At 63.6% G+C, this 18,197-nt stretch carries 15 protein-coding genes and 1 pseudogene; 6 read left to right on the top strand and 10 right to left on the bottom strand.

Annotated features, from left to right (window positions below):
* Positions 1 to 490 precede the first annotated feature (490 nt).
* Positions 491 to 1,270: pseudogene (locus ACFPTO_RS12110) on the bottom strand (site-specific integrase).
* A 646-nt stretch (positions 1,271 to 1,916) separates the two neighbouring features.
* On the opposite strand from ACFPTO_RS12110, the gene ACFPTO_RS12105 reads away from it, so the two are divergent.
* Positions 1,917 to 2,489, top strand: coding sequence for a hypothetical protein (locus ACFPTO_RS12105; RefSeq protein ID WP_377711583.1), 573 nt, complete (start codon positions 1,917 to 1,919; stop codon positions 2,487 to 2,489).
* An 82-nt stretch (positions 2,490 to 2,571) separates the two neighbouring features.
* On the opposite strand, the gene ACFPTO_RS12100 is transcribed toward ACFPTO_RS12105, so the two are convergent.
* The gene (locus ACFPTO_RS12100) at positions 2,572 to 3,078 is read right to left on the bottom strand and encodes a hypothetical protein (RefSeq protein ID WP_377711582.1); all 507 of its coding nucleotides are present in this window, start codon (positions 3,076 to 3,078) and stop codon (positions 2,572 to 2,574) included.
* Between the two features lie 141 nt (positions 3,079 to 3,219).
* Here ACFPTO_RS12100 and ACFPTO_RS12095 point away from each other — a divergent pair, with 141 nt between their 5' ends.
* On the top strand, positions 3,220 to 3,567 hold the full coding sequence (locus ACFPTO_RS12095; RefSeq protein WP_296653098.1) for a winged helix-turn-helix domain-containing protein: 348 nt from the start codon (positions 3,220 to 3,222) through the stop codon (positions 3,565 to 3,567).
* 208 nt (positions 3,568 to 3,775) lie between these two features.
* Here ACFPTO_RS12095 and coaD read toward each other — a convergent pair whose 3' ends face one another.
* The 3 genes from coaD to ACFPTO_RS12080 all read right to left on the bottom strand — a co-directional run bounded on the left by coaD (position 3,776) and on the right by ACFPTO_RS12080 (position 5,298).
* Positions 3,776 to 4,279: a pantetheine-phosphate adenylyltransferase gene (coaD, locus tag ACFPTO_RS12090; RefSeq protein WP_377711581.1), complete on the bottom strand. Its 504-nt coding sequence runs from the start codon at positions 4,277 to 4,279 to the stop codon at positions 3,776 to 3,778.
* Positions 4,280 to 4,407: 128 nt separating this feature from the next.
* Complete coding sequence (gene rsmD / locus ACFPTO_RS12085; RefSeq protein WP_377711580.1) at positions 4,408 to 5,055, bottom strand: 16S rRNA (guanine(966)-N(2))-methyltransferase RsmD; 648 nt, start codon at positions 5,053 to 5,055, stop codon at positions 4,408 to 4,410.
* A gap of 18 nt (positions 5,056 to 5,073) precedes the next feature.
* Positions 5,074 to 5,298, bottom strand: coding sequence for a hypothetical protein (locus ACFPTO_RS12080; protein WP_377711579.1), 225 nt, complete (start codon positions 5,296 to 5,298; stop codon positions 5,074 to 5,076).
* Between ACFPTO_RS12080 and ftsY the strand changes: the two genes are divergently transcribed.
* Positions 5,282 to 6,439, top strand: coding sequence for a signal recognition particle-docking protein FtsY (gene ftsY, locus ACFPTO_RS12075; protein ID WP_377711578.1), 1,158 nt, complete (start codon positions 5,282 to 5,284; stop codon positions 6,437 to 6,439). The genes ACFPTO_RS12080 and ftsY overlap by 17 nt on opposite strands.
* Positions 6,440 to 6,552: 113 nt before the next feature.
* Here ftsY and maiA read toward each other — a convergent pair whose 3' ends face one another.
* The gene (maiA, locus tag ACFPTO_RS12070; RefSeq protein WP_377711577.1) at positions 6,553 to 7,200 is read right to left on the bottom strand and encodes a maleylacetoacetate isomerase; all 648 of its coding nucleotides are present in this window, start codon (positions 7,198 to 7,200) and stop codon (positions 6,553 to 6,555) included.
* 60 nt (positions 7,201 to 7,260) lie between these two features.
* On the bottom strand, positions 7,261 to 7,959 hold the full coding sequence (locus ACFPTO_RS12065) for a fumarylacetoacetate hydrolase family protein (protein WP_377711576.1): 699 nt from the start codon (positions 7,957 to 7,959) through the stop codon (positions 7,261 to 7,263).
* A 242-nt stretch (positions 7,960 to 8,201) separates the two neighbouring features.
* Here ACFPTO_RS12065 and ybiB point away from each other — a divergent pair, with 242 nt between their 5' ends.
* Positions 8,202 to 9,164, top strand: coding sequence for a DNA-binding protein YbiB (gene ybiB, locus ACFPTO_RS12060; protein WP_377711575.1), 963 nt, complete (start codon positions 8,202 to 8,204; stop codon positions 9,162 to 9,164).
* Positions 9,165 to 9,752: 588 nt separating this feature from the next.
* Positions 9,753 to 11,399: a 2-isopropylmalate synthase gene (leuA, locus tag ACFPTO_RS12055; protein ID WP_377711574.1), complete on the top strand. Its 1,647-nt coding sequence runs from the start codon at positions 9,753 to 9,755 to the stop codon at positions 11,397 to 11,399.
* A gap of 251 nt (positions 11,400 to 11,650) precedes the next feature.
* Here leuA and ACFPTO_RS12050 read toward each other — a convergent pair whose 3' ends face one another.
* Entirely contained in the window at positions 11,651 to 12,034 is a 384-nt protein-coding gene (locus tag ACFPTO_RS12050; RefSeq protein ID WP_293037620.1) for a nuclear transport factor 2 family protein, read from the bottom strand.
* Between the two features lie 593 nt (positions 12,035 to 12,627).
* Between ACFPTO_RS12050 and rpoH the strand changes: the two genes are divergently transcribed.
* Complete coding sequence (gene rpoH, locus ACFPTO_RS12045) at positions 12,628 to 13,569, top strand: RNA polymerase sigma factor RpoH (RefSeq protein ID WP_296653120.1); 942 nt, start codon at positions 12,628 to 12,630, stop codon at positions 13,567 to 13,569.
* Positions 13,570 to 13,668: 99 nt separating this feature from the next.
* Here rpoH and nagE read toward each other — a convergent pair whose 3' ends face one another.
* Together nagE and ptsP are read right to left on the bottom strand one after the other, a co-directional pair.
* Complete coding sequence (gene nagE / locus ACFPTO_RS12040; protein WP_377711573.1) at positions 13,669 to 15,462, bottom strand: N-acetylglucosamine-specific PTS transporter subunit IIBC; 1,794 nt, start codon at positions 15,460 to 15,462, stop codon at positions 13,669 to 13,671.
* A gap of 123 nt (positions 15,463 to 15,585) precedes the next feature.
* Positions 15,586 to 18,186, bottom strand: a complete 2,601-nt coding sequence (ptsP, locus tag ACFPTO_RS12035; protein ID WP_377711572.1) for a phosphoenolpyruvate--protein phosphotransferase — start codon at positions 18,184 to 18,186, stop codon at positions 15,586 to 15,588.
* Positions 18,187 to 18,197: the final 11 nt, after the last annotated feature.

Raw genomic sequence — 18,197 nt, 5'->3', positions numbered from 1 at the left:
CGAGCAAGCAACGTCGCTAAATTCAATGCTCCCCAATATCGGGCAAGTCCGAGTATCGGACCTGCGCACAACAGAGAGTTCAACCTGTGGCTCGCCAGAAACGTCACCGAGCGTCTGGCAGCACAGCTTCAACGTGGAGCATGTGCAAAGCTACGGAGCGCGCCAAATCGCCATTGCCAAGCGCCCTGCGGTTTGGCAGAAGAGCCGCCATGCGTTTTGCTGGCCTGTTCGACACCAGCCCCGCAGCCTCAAGCTAAAGCAACGTGCCAGAACGCCGTTAAACCGATAGCGCGCTATGGCCGCGTTGCTCTCAACGGCCAGCATTCACTGGTCCGATTATCGGACAGCCGTAGCCGCAGGGCGTATGGCATCCCTGATCCACGGATTCGTTCCTGGGATCTGATTGTTGGCGAGCGTGTTCACAGCGTTCGATTGGAGTTCCAGCATCGGGTCGCCGCATACGAGATCGACGTTTGCGGGCACCCCCTTGTTATAGCTGCTCGGTTTCGTGACGAAATCGTGCGCGTTGAACACTGGCGGAGAATATGGCGATGGCAAACGGAGCTGAAAGTACCCATCCGAGCTTCCTCGCCAGTTCGCTCGCCGACGTGTGATAGTACCGACTCAGCATCTGGACGTTGGAATGTCCGGTCACAGATGCAAGCTCAATCACGTTCGGCGGCTTTTTGGCAAGATTCGTGGTCGCCATATGCCGTAGATCGTGAAAGTGGAAATTTTAGATTCCGGCACGCTTGCATGCTCGCGGCCACGCACACAAGACAACGTTCTGAGTGACCGGAATAACGCGCTCGTCGACACGATCCAATCCCTCCAGAATCGCAATCGCAGCACTGCTCAACGGAACATAACGGTCCTTGCCGTTTTTCGTCATGGGCAGATAGGCCGTGCGCTGATCGAAATCGACGTGCCTCCATTGCAGAGACAACAATTCGCCCTGTCGCATCGCAGTCTCCAGCGCAAGCTTCACGAGCGGTAACAGCCACCTGCTCCGCAATTCGTGACGTTCCGCATGCAGCTCATGCAGGAGACGATCAGGCTCTGCTGGCTTCAATATGCGATTTCGACCGGGCGGCAATCGCGGCCTTTTCACAAGCTTCGCCGGATTGGTTACTGAGAGACCCCATTCACGCTGCGCATGCGTGATTACGGCGCTGATCGTTGCGAGTTCGCGGCAGACGCATGAATTGGTCGCCACCTTGAGACGTTGATCGCGGTAATCAGCCAGCCAACTCGCTGTCAGATTGCGCATGCTGTACTCGGCGATCTTGTGCCGCAGCATTTTGCTAATCCGGTATTCCTCGCTGCGTCTGCTGCGCTTTGTCTGCGTAACAGACCCTTTGTAGCGCTCCAGCAGTTTGCCGAAGGTTATGTCGGTTGTACCAACCGGATCGACCCACGTTCCGTCGTCCATCGAGGTTTCGACGGAACGTGCCCAAACCTGCCCTTCTGCCTTCGTTGCGAACGACTTGTACTGCGCAGGAAAGCCCTTTCGATTAATTTTCACTGCCAACGGCCATTGCGTTGGCTGAAAGTTGCCATTTTTCCCTCTGAGTTGCAGTTGAGTTGCAGGAGGGTAATTTCTGGCAATTGGTAAAGCCAGAAGCCTTTACAGAGTGTTAGCACAAAAATCGCTTAGCGCAGCCAGTTGATGCACTCGTCGGTAATCATCAGGGCCATACTTCCACCAACTTCACGTTCAAAAACAGTGCATTCTAGCGCTCAAGCCGTCTGTGCCGCCGGACAACATTACCCGGCATGCGTGCTTGTGCGCTGCGCGCCGAGTTGCGCTCACGCGCCTTCTCTTGTCTAAACTGCCTGCGCCGGTTATTTGCTTATAACGAAACTTGTACTACGCACTTTCATTTGTTATGCTTTTTATACCAAAAGGAGGTGGTATGCATACTGCCCGACATGACCAGGTGGGTTTGATTCCTTCCCGGAATCAATCAGTCGCCCAACCGGCCAGCGCATGGCTTCTAGGCTATGCCGCGTTTCATGATGCATTGCAACGCGAAGAGACAGATTTTGGAGTGTTACCCCCATACGTGAAACTCCCTGTGCTCCGGCGTCTGGCCGGATGCGCATTTGCGCCATCTTCTGTCTGCGTGGCGCTAAATGGCGTACGTGCCGCTTATATCGAAGTCAGCACGCCTTCTGTCGCGGAGGTTGTACGGCATTACTTCTCGTCGGAAACCAATAATGTCGACACGCCAGACGAGACAGCGGACGTCCTCGAAACGCTTGCCGCAACTTTTCCACCGGCAGTCGTCCCGCTCGTTGCCAGATCCCCCTGTTTGCTCAGTCCCGGCAAAGGCATCTTCCTTGAAGGCTGGCAACGCTTCGTGACGTATTGGGCCCGTAACGACGAGACAATTCCACTGCTGGCGGTCGATTGGCCCACCTTGTATGACCGCCTCACAGACAACCGAACTACAAATGGCGGCACCACAACAGACGCGCCACATTGAAACGCCGCCCTGGTTGCCAAAGCGCAGCGACTGCGCGCTTTAGCAATCGCGCATTTCCTTAATATATATTGCACTGCCAATGTTATTCCGCTCGAATCACGATGCTACGAAGGATTGAAAGCACGCCCTTCATGGCATAAAGCATGATCAGCGTTCCAAGCAGATCGCCTATGTACATCATGCAGAAGCGTTCGATGAAGTTTTGCGTATCCCCGGTCAACGCAAACCAGAGATGATGTAGCACGGCATTCGTCGTTGCTACAGCGAACGCCAGAACGAGGAGCCGCCTGGGTGTCAGGTTCGCCAATGACGCTTTTAGCTGGTACCGCTCAAGCGCCAGACGATAGACCGCGTAGGGCCCCGCCGCGCTGATAATCGCCCCCACAATGGCTCGAACTGGATCGTGGGGAAAGTAGTAAGCGAAATCTACGATTAGTGCGGCAATCAATAAGCCAATCGCACCATCCGCGCCGAGCAGCAGCGTACTCAGCAACCGGATGCCGGTAGGCAGATAGATCCAGTTAACGCCGTTCAGAAACTCCGTGTGTCTGAAAAGCTCCTCATTCAGCCACAACGACAGTATGTACACGAGCACGGTGCCTGCGATCGATCAGCAATGAAAACGTAAGCTTTGCATGCGATATAATTCTCATTACGTTTTTAAATAGCTGCATCAAAGTCAAAGCTCGCGCGTCGTTAAGCGGGCGTCCACCCGGTTGGTACGCAAGCAATGAAACGTCCTGCTGATATCTATCTTCGATTTTTGCAATTGACCGAAGCGTTGCGTGGCCTGCCCGCACTGCCTGCGCTCGATCCACTCGAAGAGAAAATCCTCGAATTCGTCGCGCGCACGAACCAAAAGAACGATCGGCTTTCGGTGCGGGACATGATGGCCCGTAGCGAACTTGGTTCACCCGCAACGCTTCATGCGCGCATTACGTCGATGCGTGAAAAAGGCTGGCTCGCACTAAGCGACACGGAAGACACACGCCGCAAACAGATCGAATTGACGCCCGCCGCACTCAAGCATTTCGACAAACTCGCCGAAGCGTTCGCGAAGGCTGCTAAAGGCTCCTGATCGACTCAATCTGTGGATGTCACCAGCAGGCCCGCGTTTCGGACCTGCTCTCCGATTTATTCCCAATCAGATAATCAGCACAACCAATAAACAAACTCACCGAGAATCGCCAAAATCGTGCGCTTCTTACTTATTTCTCACTTCATTGCGGCGCGAGGGCCCGCGTCATCGCCAGGCCCTCCGGTTTGCTTCCTTTAGTGCCGCTCGCTCAAGCCTTCGTGACCGGCCCGCCCAATGTGGCGACCTTGTGCTGCAGGCGCTTTTCCACCGACGGGAACACAAACTTGCTCACGTCGCCGCCGAGTTGGGCAATCTCCCGCACAATCGTGCCGGAGATGAACTGATATTGATCGGACGGCGTCATGAACATGGTTTCGACGTCGGGCAGCAAATAGCGGTTCATGCCCGCCATCTGAAACTCGTATTCGAAGTCCGACACGGCGCGCAGGCCGCGCACGATCACGCGTGCATTATTGACGCGCACGAAATCCTTCAGCAGCCCCTTGAAGCTCATCACCTGCACGTTCGGATAATGGCCGAGGACCTCGTGGGCGATTTCGAGCCGCTCTTCGAGCGAGAAGAACGGTTGCTTGTTGCGGCTGTCGGCAACGCCAACCACCAGCGTGTCGAAAATGCTCGACGCGCGCCGCACGAGATCTTCGTGGCCGCGCGTAAGTGGGTCGAAGGTACCGGGGTACACGGCGACTACCATGAGGCTTCTCCTCTCATCAAAAATGGGGCGCGATACACTGCCCGGCCAGTTCGATCATGGCCGTCGCGGTGCAGGCGCAAGTGCGAGCCTGGCGATGAGGCTGCCCGCCACTTGTTATCGAACGCGCATTATTCCTCATTTTCGCGCTGCAGCAAATGATAGAAGACGGCGCCCGCCTTGCCCTCGCGGACTACGCTCCAACCCGCCAAGTCGGGTCGCGCGGCGGGATCGAGCCGCTCGCCGGACTCGACGTACAGCCAGCCGCCAGCGGCAACAAGCGGCGTGCAAAGTTCGAGCGCGCGCGTGAGGAGCGCGGTGTCGCCGAACGGCGGATCGAGGAACACCACGTCGAACGAACCCGGCGCAAGACTGGCTGCGAGCCGCAGCGCATCGGCTTCGGCGATTTCGATGGTACGCGCCGACAAGCGCGCCTGGTTCGCGCGCAGTTGCGCGGCAGCGCGCGCATTGCGCTCGATCATCACGACGCGCGCGGCGCCGCGGGACGCCGCTTCGAAACCGAGCGCGCCGCTGCCGGCGAAGAGGTCGAGACAACGCTGGCCGTCGAGCTGCTGGCCGAGCCAGTTGAAGAGCGTCTCGCGCACGCGGTCGGGCGTGGGCCGCAGGCCGTCGAGATCGATGACCGGCAGCGGCGTGCGCTTCCAGTCGCCGCCGATGATACGGATCGTATGCGCGCCGCCGCCGCGCACGGCCTTGCCCGGCGCAGCAGGCTGAACGGAGCGGGCACCCTGCGGGCGCGAAGATGAGGAACGGGACATGCGTTTTTCTATACGGCTTTAGAGTGTCTGGGCGACGCGCCGCGCGCGCCGGCCCCCCTGATGCGCGAACGTTACCACAGCCCCGCGTGCGCGCCGCCCGGTTACCGCAACGACGCGGCCGGGGGCGCCTGATAAAATGCCGTGTTTTCCGTGCGTTGCCTCCATTTCGACGACGTCGGCGACCACCCCGCGGTCCGACCCGCAACGCGCCTCCACGAACCAGATCATGTTCAGTTTCTTCAAACGACTCCGCGGCTCCAAGGCCGAAGAGACCGCGCAGGCCGAAGCCGCGCGGACGCCCGAGGCTCAAGCCGCGGATTCAGCACCGGCCCAATCCGGATCCCGCGCGCCCTCGCCCGCAGCCGAGCCTGCGCAGGCACGCCAGCCCGCCGCGGCGCCCTCACCGTCGCGATCCGCCCCTGAAACCGCCGTGGCCGTCGAGGCCGTCGACATCGTTCCGCCGCCCGTGCCTGAAGCGGCTGCGAAGCAATCCTGGCTCGCGCGCCTGAAATCGGGCCTCTCGAAGACGAGTTCGAACCTCGCGAGCATCTTCGTCAACGCGAAGATCGACGACGATCTTTACGAGGAACTCGAAACGGCGCTCCTGATGTCCGATGCGGGCGTCGAAGCCACCGAATTCCTGCTGGAAACGCTGCGCCAGAAAGTGCGCAGCGAGCGCCTCACCGAAGCGCAGCAGGTGAAGGACGCGCTGCGCCAGTTGCTCATCGGCCTGCTCAGGCCGCTCGAAAAATCGCTCATGCTCGGCCGCGCGCAGCCGCTCGTCATGATGATTGCGGGCGTAAACGGGGCGGGCAAGACGACGAGCATCGGCAAGCTCGCAAAGCATTTGCAGCGCTTCGACCAGTCCGTGCTGCTCGCCGCCGGCGACACGTTCCGCGCCGCCGCGCGCGAACAGCTCGCAGTCTGGGGCGAGCGCAACAACGTGACGGTCGTTTCGCAGGAAAGCGGCGACCCGGCGGCGGTGATCTTCGATGCTGTGAGCGCCGCGCGTGCGCGCGGCATCGACGTGCTGATGGCCGACACGGCCGGCCGCCTGCCGACGCAGCTCCATCTGATGGACGAACTGAAGAAGGTCAAGCGCGTGATCGGCAAGGCGCTCGACGGCGCGCCGCACGAAGTGCTGCTCGTGATCGATGCGAACACGGGCCAGAACGGGCTCGCGCAGGTGAAGGCGTTCGACGATGCGCTCGGCCTGACCGGTCTCATCGTCACGAAGCTCGACGGCACGGCGAAGGGCGGCATCCTCGCGGCCATCGCGCGTCAGCGTCCGGTGCCGGTCTATTTCATCGGCGTGGGCGAGAAGGTCGAGGATCTGCAGCCGTTCAACGCCGAAGAATTCACCGACGCGCTGCTCGGCAACTAGGCGCAATCGAAACGCAACCAGGCGCAGCACCCAAATAAAGGGCGTCGTTCCGAAGAACGACGCCCTTTTTCCTTGCCCGCCGCTCACTGGCGCGGCGCCTCGCCGCACCTCGCTCACTCAGCGTCCGGCTGCACGCCCGGCGCGGCACGTGCGAACGCATCGAGTTGTGACGCGTAATCGTAAATGCGCTGGATCGTCGCATAGCACGACGTCTCGATATCGAAGCGGTTCGCGTTGAACACCTGCGGCACGAGACACAGATCGGCGAGCGTCGGCGTATCGCCGTAACAGAGCTTGCCCGTGCGCGGATCGTTCGCCAGACGCCGCTCCAGCGTCTCGAACCCCGACTCGATCCAGTGGCGGTACCACGCATCCTTCGCGGCGCCATCGACGCGGAGCGTGTGCTTCAAATACTTCAGCACGCGCAGGTTGTTCAACGGATGAATCTCGCACGCCACCTGAAGCGCCAGCGCGCGCACGTGGGCGCGGTCGACGGGCAGCTTCGGCAGCAGCGGCGGCTCGGGGTGCGTCTCGTCCAGATACTCGATGATCGCGAGCGACTGCTGGATGGCGTGCTGTTCGTCGTCGATCAGCGTCGGGACGATGCCGTCCGCGTTGATCTGCCGGTAGGCCGGTTTCAGTTGCTCGCCGCCGTCGCGCAGGAGATGCACCGGCACGTACTCGTACGGCAGGCCCTTCAGATTCAGCGCGATGCGCACACGGTATGCAGCCGAGCTGCGGAAATAGCTGTAGAGCTTCATGTTCGTCTCACTCCCGTTCAGAAGCGCGAATCATTGCCGAAGTGCGACCTTATGCGCGCTTCAGACCACGCGCACGGCGAACTCGCCGAGCCCCTCGACGCCGCCGCGCATCAGATCGCCCTTCACCACCGCGCCGACGCCCTCGGGCGTGCCCGTGTAGATCAGATCGCCGGCCTTCAGCTCGACGAGCGTCGACAAAAACGCAATGGTGTCGGCCACCGGCCAGATCAGCTGCGAGACGTCCGCGCGCTGCTTTTCCTCACCGTTGACCGATAGCCAGATTGCGCCGCGTGCGACCTGGCCGACTTGCGTAACCGGATGGATGGGGCCGATCGGCGCCGAATGGTCGAAGCCCTTGGCGGTGTCCCAAGGGCGGCCAAGCTTCTTCGCTTCGGCTTGCAGGTCACGGCGCGTCATGTCGAGGCCGAGCGCGTAGCCCCAGACATGTTCGAGTGCGCGCGCAACGGGAATATCCTTTCCGCCCTTGCCAATCGCCGCGACGAGTTCCATCTCGAAGTGGACGTTCTTCGACTGCGGGGGATACGGGAATTCGGCGGTCGCGCCGGGGGCGACATAGAGAATCGCGTCGGCAGGCTTCGAGAAGAAGAACGGCGGCTCGCGATCCGGATCGTGGCCCATCTCGCGCGCGTGCGCTTCGTAGTTGCGTCCGACGCAGTAGATGCGGCGCACCGGAAAACGCTGGTCGCTTCCTGCAACCGGCACCGATACCGGCGGTGCCGGCTCAAAAGCGTACGTCATGAAGTTCTCCCAATGCGTGAAAGTCAGCGCGGTCAGTGCAGGCAGTGTAACGCCCGTCGCTGGTACTGCGTGACCGTGGGATGGCGCGTTGGCGCCAGGCATCGTTTGCGCACCTCATGCGATACTTTGCGCATCCGCCCTTTCATGACCGCTGCGATGACCGCTGCAATGACCACAGCGAAAAACACCGCGATAAACACCGCGCACCGCACGCGTACCGGCACCCAGGAATTCCGCTCCCCATGAATGCCCCCGACGCCCCCGACACTTTTTCCTGCGCCCGCTTCATCAAGGAGATCGGCCGTGGGCCGAACGGCGCGCGCGCGCTGTCGCCGGAAGACACGCATGCGCTCTACGCCGCGATGCTCGACGGCCGCGTACCCGATCTCGAACTCGGCGCGGTGCTGCTCGCGTACCGGCTAAAAGGCGAATCCTCCGACGAACTCGCTGCGATGCTGGCTGCCGCGCACGCTTCGTTCGCGCCGCTCGCGTCCCCGGCGGGCGACTATCGCGCGGTCTCGATCCCGAGCTACAACGGCGCGCGTAAGCAGCCGAACCTCGTGCCGCTGCTTGCGTTGCTGCTCGCGCGCGAAGGCGTGCCGGTACTGGTTCACGGCGTGAGCAGCGATCCGGGCCGGGTCACGAGCGCCGAAATCTTCACGGCGCTGAATCTGCCCGAGGCGCGCGATCACGCCGATATCGAACATCGGCTCGAAGAGCGCCGCGTCGCGTTCGCATCAATCGAAGCGCTCGCGCCGAAGCTCGCGCGCCTGCTCGCGCTGCGCCGCCGCATGGGCGTACGCAACTCGACGCACACGCTCGTCAAGCTTCTGCAGCCTTTCGCGCAACCCGGCCTGCGGCTCGTGAACTACACGCACCCGTCGTACCGCGAGAGCATGCGCGCACTGTTTGCAGCACATCCGGATGCCGCCGCGGGAGGCGCATTGCTCGCGCGCGGCACGGAAGGCGAAGCAGTCGCCGATACGCGCCGCCAGGTGCAGGTCGACTGGCTGCACGACGGCATTTGCGAAACGCTGATCGAGCCGGAGCATTCGTCGCCCGATACGCCCGACATCGAACTCCCCGAAGGCCGCGATGCGCCCACCACGGCCGCATGGATCGAAGCGGTGCTGCGCGGCGATGCGCCTGTGCCGCACGCGCTTGCACGCCAGGTCGAGACGATCCGGCGCATCGCGAAACGCTGAGCAAGGCGGGCGAAGCAAGGCGCACCACATGACGCGCGCCCGCCATCGCCGCAGAATGCACCATCGGCGTGCTTCTGCGCGCATCCTGCCGCATCTGCTGCATCTGCCCGGCGCATCCGAAAACGCGCTAACTCAAAATTCCTCGTTGACACGCGCGTCCAGCCTGCCTTACATTGTGCAGATGCGTTCCTTCCAGAACTCCCTCCGAATTACCTCCGGCCGCCTAGCGGCCCTATCGCTACGTCTAGCGTAAGCCAGGCATAGCGCTGCGCGACCACCTCTTCGGTAGCGCAGTCCTCCCAAGCAGTTTCAGCAGTACCTCCAAACCGTAGTTCCTTTTACAACCTGTTTGTCGCCTGCATTCGTCCGTCTACCGTTCGGACGAATCGCGAGGGTCAGCGAGGGTCAAAATGCGCGTTGCATGGGCTTCCGTCACGTTTGCTTCCGGCTCGGCCACCGCCGCTGCCGTGTTTGCATGCGCCGCTATCGCCCGCTCGCTCGAAGTTTCGCGCACCGTGCTTCGCCAGCCGCCCGCCAGCCGCCCGCTGCCGGCCACCTTCGCAGACGACAAATCGAACGAGGCTCGCCATGTTGCGTAACCCTGCCGAGAAGTACCGCCCGTTTCCCGCCTTCCGCATCAATGGCCGCCGATGGCCCACCCGCACCATCGAACGCGCGCCGGTCTGGATGAGCACCGATCTGCGCGACGGCAACCAGTCGCTGATCGAGCCGATGAGCATCGAGCAGAAGACCGAATTTTTCGACATGCTGGTGGCGATCGGTTTCAAGGAAATCGAAGTCGGCTTTCCGTCGGCATCGCAGACCGACTTCGATTTCGTGCGCAAGCTGATCGAGGAAAAGCGCATCCCCGACGACGTGACGATCGAAGTGCTCGTGCAGTCGCGCGAAGCGCTGATCGCCCGCACGTTCGAGGCGCTCGAAGGCGCGCCGCGCGCGATCGTGCACCTCTACAACGCAATCTGCCCGTCGTTTCGCAAGATCGTTTTCGGCCAGTCGAAGGACGAAACGAAAGCACTCGCCGTGGAAGGCACGCGCATCATCCGCGAATACGCCGATGCGCGCCCTCAGACGCACTGGACCTACGAGTACTCGCCCGAAACGTTCAGCATGACCGAGCTGACGTTCGCGCGCGAAGTGTGCGACGCCGTCGCGCAAACCTGGCGTCCGACGCGCGATCACAAGATGATCGTGAACCTTCCGGCGACGGTCGAAGCGGCGATGCCGAACGTTTTTGCCGACCAGATCGAATGGATGGACCGCAACCTCGCGTACCGCGACAGCATCGTGCTCTCCGTGCATCCGCACAACGATCGCGGCACGGCGGTGGCCGCCGCCGAAATGGCGCTGCTCGCGGGTGCGGACCGCATCGAAGGCTGTCTGTTCGGCAACGGCGAGCGCACCGGCAACGTCGACCTCGTGACGCTCGCGCTGAACCTCTACACGCAGGGGATCGATCCGGGCCTTGATTTCTCCGATATCGACGCGGTGCGTCGGGTGGTCGAGCGCTGCAATCAGATGCCGGTGCATCCGCGCCATCCGTATGCGGGCGACCTCGTGTTCACGGCGTTCTCGGGCTCGCATCAGGATGCGATTCGCAAGGGCTTCGCGCAGCAGCGTCCCGACGCGGTCTGGGAAGTGCCCTATCTCCCGATCGATCCCGCCGACCTCGGGCGCAGCTACGACGCCGTGATCCGCGTGAACAGCCAGTCCGGAAAAGGCGGCGCGACCTGGCTGCTCGAGCGCGGTATGGGCTTCACGCCGCCGCGCCGCGTGCAGATCGAGTTCAGCCATGCGGTGCAGACGCTCGCGGACACGTTCGGCGAAGAAATCACAGGCGACGCAATCTGTGCGCTCTTCGCGCGCGAGTACTTCAAGACGCGCGGTCCGGCCACGCACACAGGCGCGGGACGCGTGCGCTGGGAGGGCTGCGATATCGGGGCGCCTGCGTCGGCCAGCAGTCTCGACGCGCACGCACGGGCCGTCGTGGCCGCGATTGCGGCGGCTTCGGGTGAAGACGTCGAGCTCATGTCGTTCGAAACCGCACGCACATCCGTTGGCTGCACGGCGGTGTTCGTCGGATGCCGCGTGGGATCGCAAGGGATCCGCCACGGCGTGGCCATCGCCGAGGACGCAACGCACGCGGCAATCGAAGCCGTTGTGAGCAGCGTGAATCGCGCGTCGTGGCCGCAGATCGACCGTCGCGCCGCGGCTTGAGGTAACGGTGCAACTGCCGAGAAAACCTCGAAGGCAACCGCGCCGCACGGCACGGTCCAGCGGCGCGGATCGGGTGAAGGCGTTCAGCGGAAGACATTCAGCCGCTGGGATTGAGCGGCAGGAATTCGGCAACGGAAATTCTGAAAGACGAGAAGCAGCAGGCAGCGCCGTTGGGCGCCGGCGGTCAGACAGGCTGCTGGCGCGAGCCCGGAGCGTTCAGAAGACGCCCCGGAAGAAGAGATCCACCGATCTCATTCGAGCGCGCAACGCGTTGCCTGCCAGGCGAGCAGACGCCAGCGGCCGTCTTCCTGGGTCTGGATGGCCGTATAGGCAATCGGAAACAGCAGCGCGCCGTTGTTGGCCTCCATTTCGACCAGCGCGCGGCCCGAGACGACGCAGGTTTCGCGCCCCACGGGCAGCACGTCCTGCGACTGGATCTCGATTTGCCGGTAGCGGCGGCGGCCTGCCGTGATGGCATCAATGAACTGCTGCTTGGTTTCGCGTTTGCCGTTCGTGTGCACGTAGATCACGTTGTCCGATAGCAGTTCGGCGAGCGACGTGCCGTCGCCGTCCACCATCGCACGAAACCGCTCGCGCTCCAGCCCGCGAATCGCATCGATTACTTTTGCAGCCATTGCTCAAGCCCCTTGCGCACGAGTCCGGGCCAATGCCACGAACCTGCGCCGAAGATGTACCGCACGCGCCTGGCTGAAATTTATACCAGGATTTGACGCGTGGATATGTGCAATCGAATTACCGCGTGATTCAGCGCGCATAGCACTCACGCGACGAATCTGGCCCTCTGAACGACACCCGAAACGGCCGGTCGGCCGACGCGCCTGATCGTCGCAGCGCAGCACTTCCCGGCCGGTGCGATGTCTATGCCTGGTATATCGACGTTCGGCACTTCGCCCGCGCTTCACCCGGCTTGGCCGCAGCCCCGGTGGCGGGGCATCTGCAAGCCAACCCTGCTTCAGTTCCATTCTGTGGGCCTTCGTGCTCACGACTAGAGGGTTTACTCGACGCGATCCTGCACGAGCGACCCACGCGGGCTGTCAGCCCCGCCCGGCGTGGCTCAAGCAGAAATCTATCGAAATATAATCTCGATAGTTATTACAGAACATTCAATCCACTACAGACTCCAAGGGTTAGCACTCGGTGGATCAGAGTGCTAACATCCACCGTGGAGTCGCAGTCCGACTTTTGCAGATATAGAGGAGTTCACTACGTGAGCAACGCACTGACAATGACCCTTCCTGGTACGCTGAGCCCGACGCCGGCCAAGGCGGCGCGGTCAGGCGCGCTGGCGCTCGCGAATCAATCGATGCTGCCCGGCCAGCTGGGCAACATCGACGCGTACATCCAGGCCGTCAACCGGATCCCGATGTTGACGCCGCAAGAGGAGCGCCAGTTCGCGACCGAATATCGCGAGCAGAACAGTCTCGAAGGCGCACGGCGCCTCGTGCTGTCGCACCTGCGCCTCGTCGTGTCGATTGCGCGCAATTATCTCGGCTACGGCCTGCCGCACGCCGACCTGATCCAGGAAGGCAACATCGGCCTGATGAAGGCGGTGAAGCGCTTTGACCCGGAGCAGAACGTCCGCCTCGTGTCGTACGCCATGCACTGGATCAAGGCCGAGATCCACGAATACATCCTGCGTAACTGGCGCATGGTGAAGGTCGCCACAACCAAGGCGCAGCGCAAGCTGTTCTTCAACTTGCGCAGCCACAAGCAGGGCCTGCAGTCGTTCACGCCGGAGGAAATCGATGGCCTGGCGCAGGAACTGAACGTGAAGCGCGAGGAAGTCGTCGAGATGGAAACGCGGCTGTCGGGTGCCGACATTGCGCTCGAAGGCCAGTCCGACGACGGCGAGGAATCCTTCGCCCCCATCGCCTGGCTCGCGGACTCGCACAGCGAGCCGACCGCCGTGCTGGCCGCGCGTCAGCGCGACCGCCTGCAGTCGGATGGCATCACGAGCGCGCTGGAAGCGCTCGATGCACGCAGCCGCCGCATCATCGAGGCGCGCTGGCTCAACGTCTCCGACGACGGCTCCGGCGGCTCGACGCTGCACGAACTGGCCGACGAGTTCGGCGTCTCGGCGGAGCGAATCCGCCAGATTGAAGCAAGCGCGATGAAGAAGATGCGCACGACGCTCGCCGAGTACAACTGATCCGCTTGCCCGCTGCGTTTGCCCGCTTACGCGGGCCGCGAGGCGCAGTAAAAAGCCCCGTCCTCTCAGGAGGCGGGGCTTTTTAGTTGTTTCCGTCGATCAAGCCGGTTGCGGCGCGAGCATTTGCGCGTAGCGCGATGCAGCACGGCCAACGACAATGTGCAGCGTGTTGTCCGAAACCCACACGACATCGAGCGCATCGAGCTGCTGGCGATCGACCGCCGAGGCATCGTGCACCGTCACGCGCAGACGCGTCACTGCCACAGCGTCGATCGACGTGATGTTCACCGCACCGCCCAGCGCGTCAAGCAACCCGGCCGGATCCGGATCGAGCGGCCCCTGTCCTGCGCCTTCCGCGGCATCGGCCTGAACCGGCTCAGCATCGTGCGTCTGCGACACGATCTGCGTCTGCGACACGATCTGCGCCTGCGGCACCACCTGCGCCTGCGGCACCACCTTATGGCCGCCGCGCCCGATTTCGTTGCGGATTTCGTCGGCGATCATGTCCGCTTCCGGTCCGATGATGACTTGCACGCTGCCGCCGCCACGCTTGAGCACGCCGCGCGCGCCGATCCCCTTCAGCGCGGGCTCTGAAACCTTCGCAGCATCCGCCACCGAAAGACGCAGACGCGTCGTGCAGGCATCGACGACCTTGAGGTTGTCCGCACCGCCGAGCGCGTCGATATAGCGCCCGGCACGCGTCGCACCTGCGGCGCTCACGCTTGCCGCAGCCCCCGGCACCGACGTTGCAACCGCCACAACCGCCGCATCGCCGCTCACGGGTTCGCGGCCCGGCGTCGGCAGGTTGAAGCGCCGGATGAAGAAGCGAAACAGCCCGTAATACACGACCGCGTAGACGATGCCGAGCGGAATCGCTTGCCAGCCGTGCGTGGACAAGCCGTAATTCAGCGCGTAATCGATCGCGCCTGCCGAGAACGTGAACCCGAGCTTGATGCCCAGCAGCGAGCAGATCGCGAGCGACAGGCCCGTCAGCACCGCGTGGATCGCGTAGAGCACGGGCGCGAGGAACATGAACGTGAACTCGATCGGCTCGGTCACGCCCGTGAGGAACGACGTGAGCGCCATCGAGAGCAGCAGGCCCGCGACCATCGAGCGGCGCTCCTTCGGCACCTCGTGCAGCATCGCGAGACACGCGGCCGGCAGGCCGAACATCATCACCGGGAAGAAACCGGCCATGAAGCTGCCCGCCGTCGGGTCTTGCGCGAAGAAGCGATGCAGGTCGCCGGTCACCGGCGCGCCGCCGCCCGCGGGCGTGAAGGTCCCGAACACGAACCAGACGAGCGAATTCAGGATGTGGTGCAGGCCCGTGACGAGCAGCAGCCGGTTCAGCAGGCCATAGACGAACGTGCCGATGGCGCCTGCGGTAGTCAGCCAGTGGCCCGCGGAATCGATAGCGCCCTGCACCCGCCCCCACGTGTAGCCAAAGACGACCCCGAGCACCAGGCACACGAGCCCCGTGATAATCGGCACGAACCGCTTGCCGCCGAAGAACGCGAGGAACTCCGGCAGCTTGATGTCCTTGAACCGGTTGTACAACATGCCCGCGACAATACCTGCAACGACGCCCGAGAGGACGCCCATGTTGAGCTTGTCGTCGATGTCCTTCATCACGGCTGTCTGGACCAGATAGCCGAGCGCGCCAGCGAGCGCCGCAACACCGTTGTTGTCCTTCGCGAAGCCCACCGCGATGCCGATCGCGAACAGCAGCGGCAGGTTGTCGAAGATCGCGCCGCCCGCGTCGGCGATGATCTTGATGTTCAGCATGTCGGCCTGCCCGAAGCGCAGCAGGATGCCGGCTACCGGCAACACTGCGATCGGCAGCATCAGCGCGCGGCCCAGGCTCTGAATTTTAAGAAACGGATTGCCATCCATCGAACTGCCTCCAGTCCCGGTTTATTTGGTGACGTTGGTGACGTCGGTTGGGTGTTGCGAAGCGTCAGCGCGTACGGCACACCGTGCGCGCTGACGGGTTGGTGGTAATGGTGGGATTGCCGGTCAGTCGAGCGGCCAGACGGCGGTGCTCAACGCGCGCACGGCCTGCGCCGATTCGAGCGCGAGCGCATCCTGCGCACGCTGTCGGCACTGCTGCCAGTCGAGGTTGCGCACGCGCGCCTTGATCGTGGGCACGGACACCGGATCGACGGACAGCTCCGTCACGCCGAGCCCGACGAGCAGCGGCACCGCAAGCGGATCGCCCGCCAGCGCACCGCAGACGCCGACCCACTTGCCGTGCTTTTCTGCGCCCTGCACCGCCGCCGCGACGAGTCGCAGCACAGCCGGGTGCAGGCCGTCCGCCTGGGCCGCGAGATCGGGCTGGCAGCGGTCCATCGCGAGCGTGTACTGCGTGAGGTCATTCGTGCCGATCGAGAAGAAATCCGCGTGCTGCGCAAGCTGATCGGCCAGCAACGCCGCCGACGGCACCTCGATCATCACGCCCACCTCGATCGGCTCGGTGCGGCCCAGCTCGCACGCGAAGTTGTCGATACGCGCGCGCAGGCGCACGAGTTCGCCGACATCGGTAACCATCGGCAACAGGATGCGCACCGCGCCCGCCGGACGTACGGCAACGAGGCCGCGCAACTGGTCGTCGAGCAGATCGGGGCGCACCTGCGCGAGACGGACGCCGCGCAGGCCCAGCGCGGGATTCTGCTCGGGCGGCAGCGTCAGGTAATCGACCTCTTTGTCGGCGCCCACGTCGAGCGTGCGGATGATCGCCGTGCGCCCCGCGAGCGCATCGACAATCGCCTGATAGCTCTGGCGATGCTCTTCGACGCTCGGCGCCGCCTGGCGATGGATGAACATCAGTTCGGTGCGCAACAGGCCCACGCCGTCCGCGCCGTTGTCGACGGCTGCGTTGGCGTCGTCGAGCGTCGCGATATTCGCTGCGACTTCGATTGCCCGGGCGTCGCGCGTCGTCGCCGCCTCCTGCGACGTGCGCCGGTTGGCTTCGCGCACGCCTTCGAGGCGCTGGCGCTCGCTGCGCGCATGTTCGATGTCAAGTGCGCTCGGCGCGTAGGCAAGCTGGCCCTCACCCGCGTTCACGACGACCTGCGTGCCGTCCGGAATCGTGCGCAGCGCATCGCCCACCGCGACGAGCGCCGCAATGCCCGCCTGGCGCGCGATGATCGCCGCATGCGAAGTCGCGCCGCCGCGCGCCATGACCAGCGCCGTGACGCGCTTACGGTCGAGCGTCGCGAGGTCGGACGGCGTGAATTCGTCGGCGGCAAGCACGGCTTCGTCAGGCAGCGTCCGAACGGCTGTGTTCGCGTAACCGAGCAAGCGCAGCACGCGCTTTTCGAGGTCGCGCAGATCGGCGGCACGCTCGGCGAGCAGTGGATCTTCGACCTTGCCGAGCACCGCGATCTGCGCGCGAATTGCTTCGCGCCACGCGAAGCCCGCGCTCTTGCCGAGGCTGATCAGGTCGCGTGCGGCGTCGACAAGCGTCGGATCTTCGAGCAGCACACGATGCATCGTGAAAATGCCCGCTTCGCCGATGGCGCCGCGCTGCGAGGCGGCGCGCACAGCGCTGTTCAGTTCCGCGTCGACGGCCGCGATGGCCTTGTCGAGCGCGCGGCTCTCAGCCGAGAGGCTGCCGCTCGCGAGTTCGGGCGGCACGATTTCCGCGTCGCCCCAGTGCACCAGCGTACCCACCGCCACGCCCGGCGCCGCGCACACGCCGACGAGCGTGCGCGCACCGGCGCTCGCGGCCGTCGCGGGCGATGCGCTTGCGGCCGCGCGCGGCGCAGGCGAGAGTTGCCGCGCGGGCGCCTCACCGGTCTCGCCCGGCGCTTCGCGCATGAGTTCGTTGACGACCGCGTCGACGGCCTGCTGCGCGTCGTGGCCCATGCCGACCACTTCGATAGTCGCGCCTTCGCCTGCGCCGAGCGCGAGGAGGCCAACCACGCTCTCGATGGCAGCCTTGTGCTCGCCAAAGCGCACTTCCACGCGTGCGTCGAACGCTCGCACAGCCTGGCGCGCCCGCGCGGCAGGCCGTGCGTGCAGGCCCCCTGCATGGGCGAGCGTCACGCTCTTGCGCGCTTCCGTGACGACAGGCCACGCACCGTCCGCCGCCGGTTCGGCGCTGGCGCGCGGGCGCAGCACGAGCAGCGGCGTCACGCCCGCCTCCACGTTGCCCGCTGGCGCACGCGAAATCACGTCGAACGCTTCGGAGTTCGCAATCGCCACGACCGAAATGAGGCTCCGCGCCTCGCACGCAACGACATCGAGATCGAATTCGATCAGCAGATCGCCGCGATGCACGTGCGCGCCCTGCGCGACCTTCGGCTTGAAGCCGTTGCCGTGCAGTTCGACCGTGTCGATGCCGATGTGCACGAGCACCTGCGCGCCCTCGGCCGTTTGCAGCGTGACGGCGTGACCGGTGCGTGCGAGGTGCATGACGATGCCGTCGCACGGTGCGACGAGCCGCCCGACGAGCGGATCGATGCCGATCCCATCGCCGAACATACCTTCCGAAAACACCGGATCGGGCACGTCGGCAAGCGGCACGACCGGCCCGGTGAGAGGCGAGACAAGCACAACGTCGCCCGCGGCGGGTTCAACGGGATTCATCAGACGGGACTCCAGGATGCGCTCCATCAGTTTTCCAA

Source organism: Paraburkholderia denitrificans (genome assembly GCF_042655705.1).
GTDB classification, from domain to species: domain Bacteria; phylum Pseudomonadota; class Gammaproteobacteria; order Burkholderiales; family Burkholderiaceae; genus Paraburkholderia; species Paraburkholderia denitrificans.
This window is presented reverse-complemented; position numbering and strand designations above follow the sequence as displayed.

Excerpts from the sequence above, each read along its gene's own strand:
- maiA (WP_377711577.1), bottom strand. The coding sequence starts at position 7,200 with ATGAAGCTCTACAGCTATTTCCGCAGCTCGGCTGCATACCGTGTGCGC.
- nagE (WP_377711573.1), bottom strand. The coding sequence starts at position 15,462 with ATGGATGGCAATCCGTTTCTTAAAATTCAGAGCCTGGGCCGCGCGCTG.
- coaD (WP_377711581.1), bottom strand. The coding sequence starts at position 4,279 with ATGGTAGTCGCCGTGTACCCCGGTACCTTCGACCCACTTACGCGCGGC.
- leuA (WP_377711574.1), top strand. The coding sequence starts at position 9,753 with ATGTTGCGTAACCCTGCCGAGAAGTACCGCCCGTTTCCCGCCTTCCGC.
- rsmD (WP_377711580.1), bottom strand. The coding sequence starts at position 5,055 with ATGTCCCGTTCCTCATCTTCGCGCCCGCAGGGTGCCCGCTCCGTTCAG.
- ACFPTO_RS12065 (WP_377711576.1), bottom strand. The coding sequence starts at position 7,959 with ATGACGTACGCTTTTGAGCCGGCACCGCCGGTATCGGTGCCGGTTGCA.
- ybiB (WP_377711575.1), top strand. The coding sequence starts at position 8,202 with ATGAATGCCCCCGACGCCCCCGACACTTTTTCCTGCGCCCGCTTCATC.
- ftsY (WP_377711578.1), top strand. The coding sequence starts at position 5,282 with ATGTTCAGTTTCTTCAAACGACTCCGCGGCTCCAAGGCCGAAGAGACC.
- ACFPTO_RS12105 (WP_377711583.1), top strand. The coding sequence starts at position 1,917 with ATGCATACTGCCCGACATGACCAGGTGGGTTTGATTCCTTCCCGGAAT.
- ptsP (WP_377711572.1), bottom strand. The coding sequence starts at position 18,186 with ATGGAGCGCATCCTGGAGTCCCGTCTGATGAATCCCGTTGAACCCGCC.
- ACFPTO_RS12050 (WP_293037620.1), bottom strand. The coding sequence starts at position 12,034 with ATGGCTGCAAAAGTAATCGATGCGATTCGCGGGCTGGAGCGCGAGCGG.
- ACFPTO_RS12095 (WP_296653098.1), top strand. The coding sequence starts at position 3,220 with ATGAAACGTCCTGCTGATATCTATCTTCGATTTTTGCAATTGACCGAA.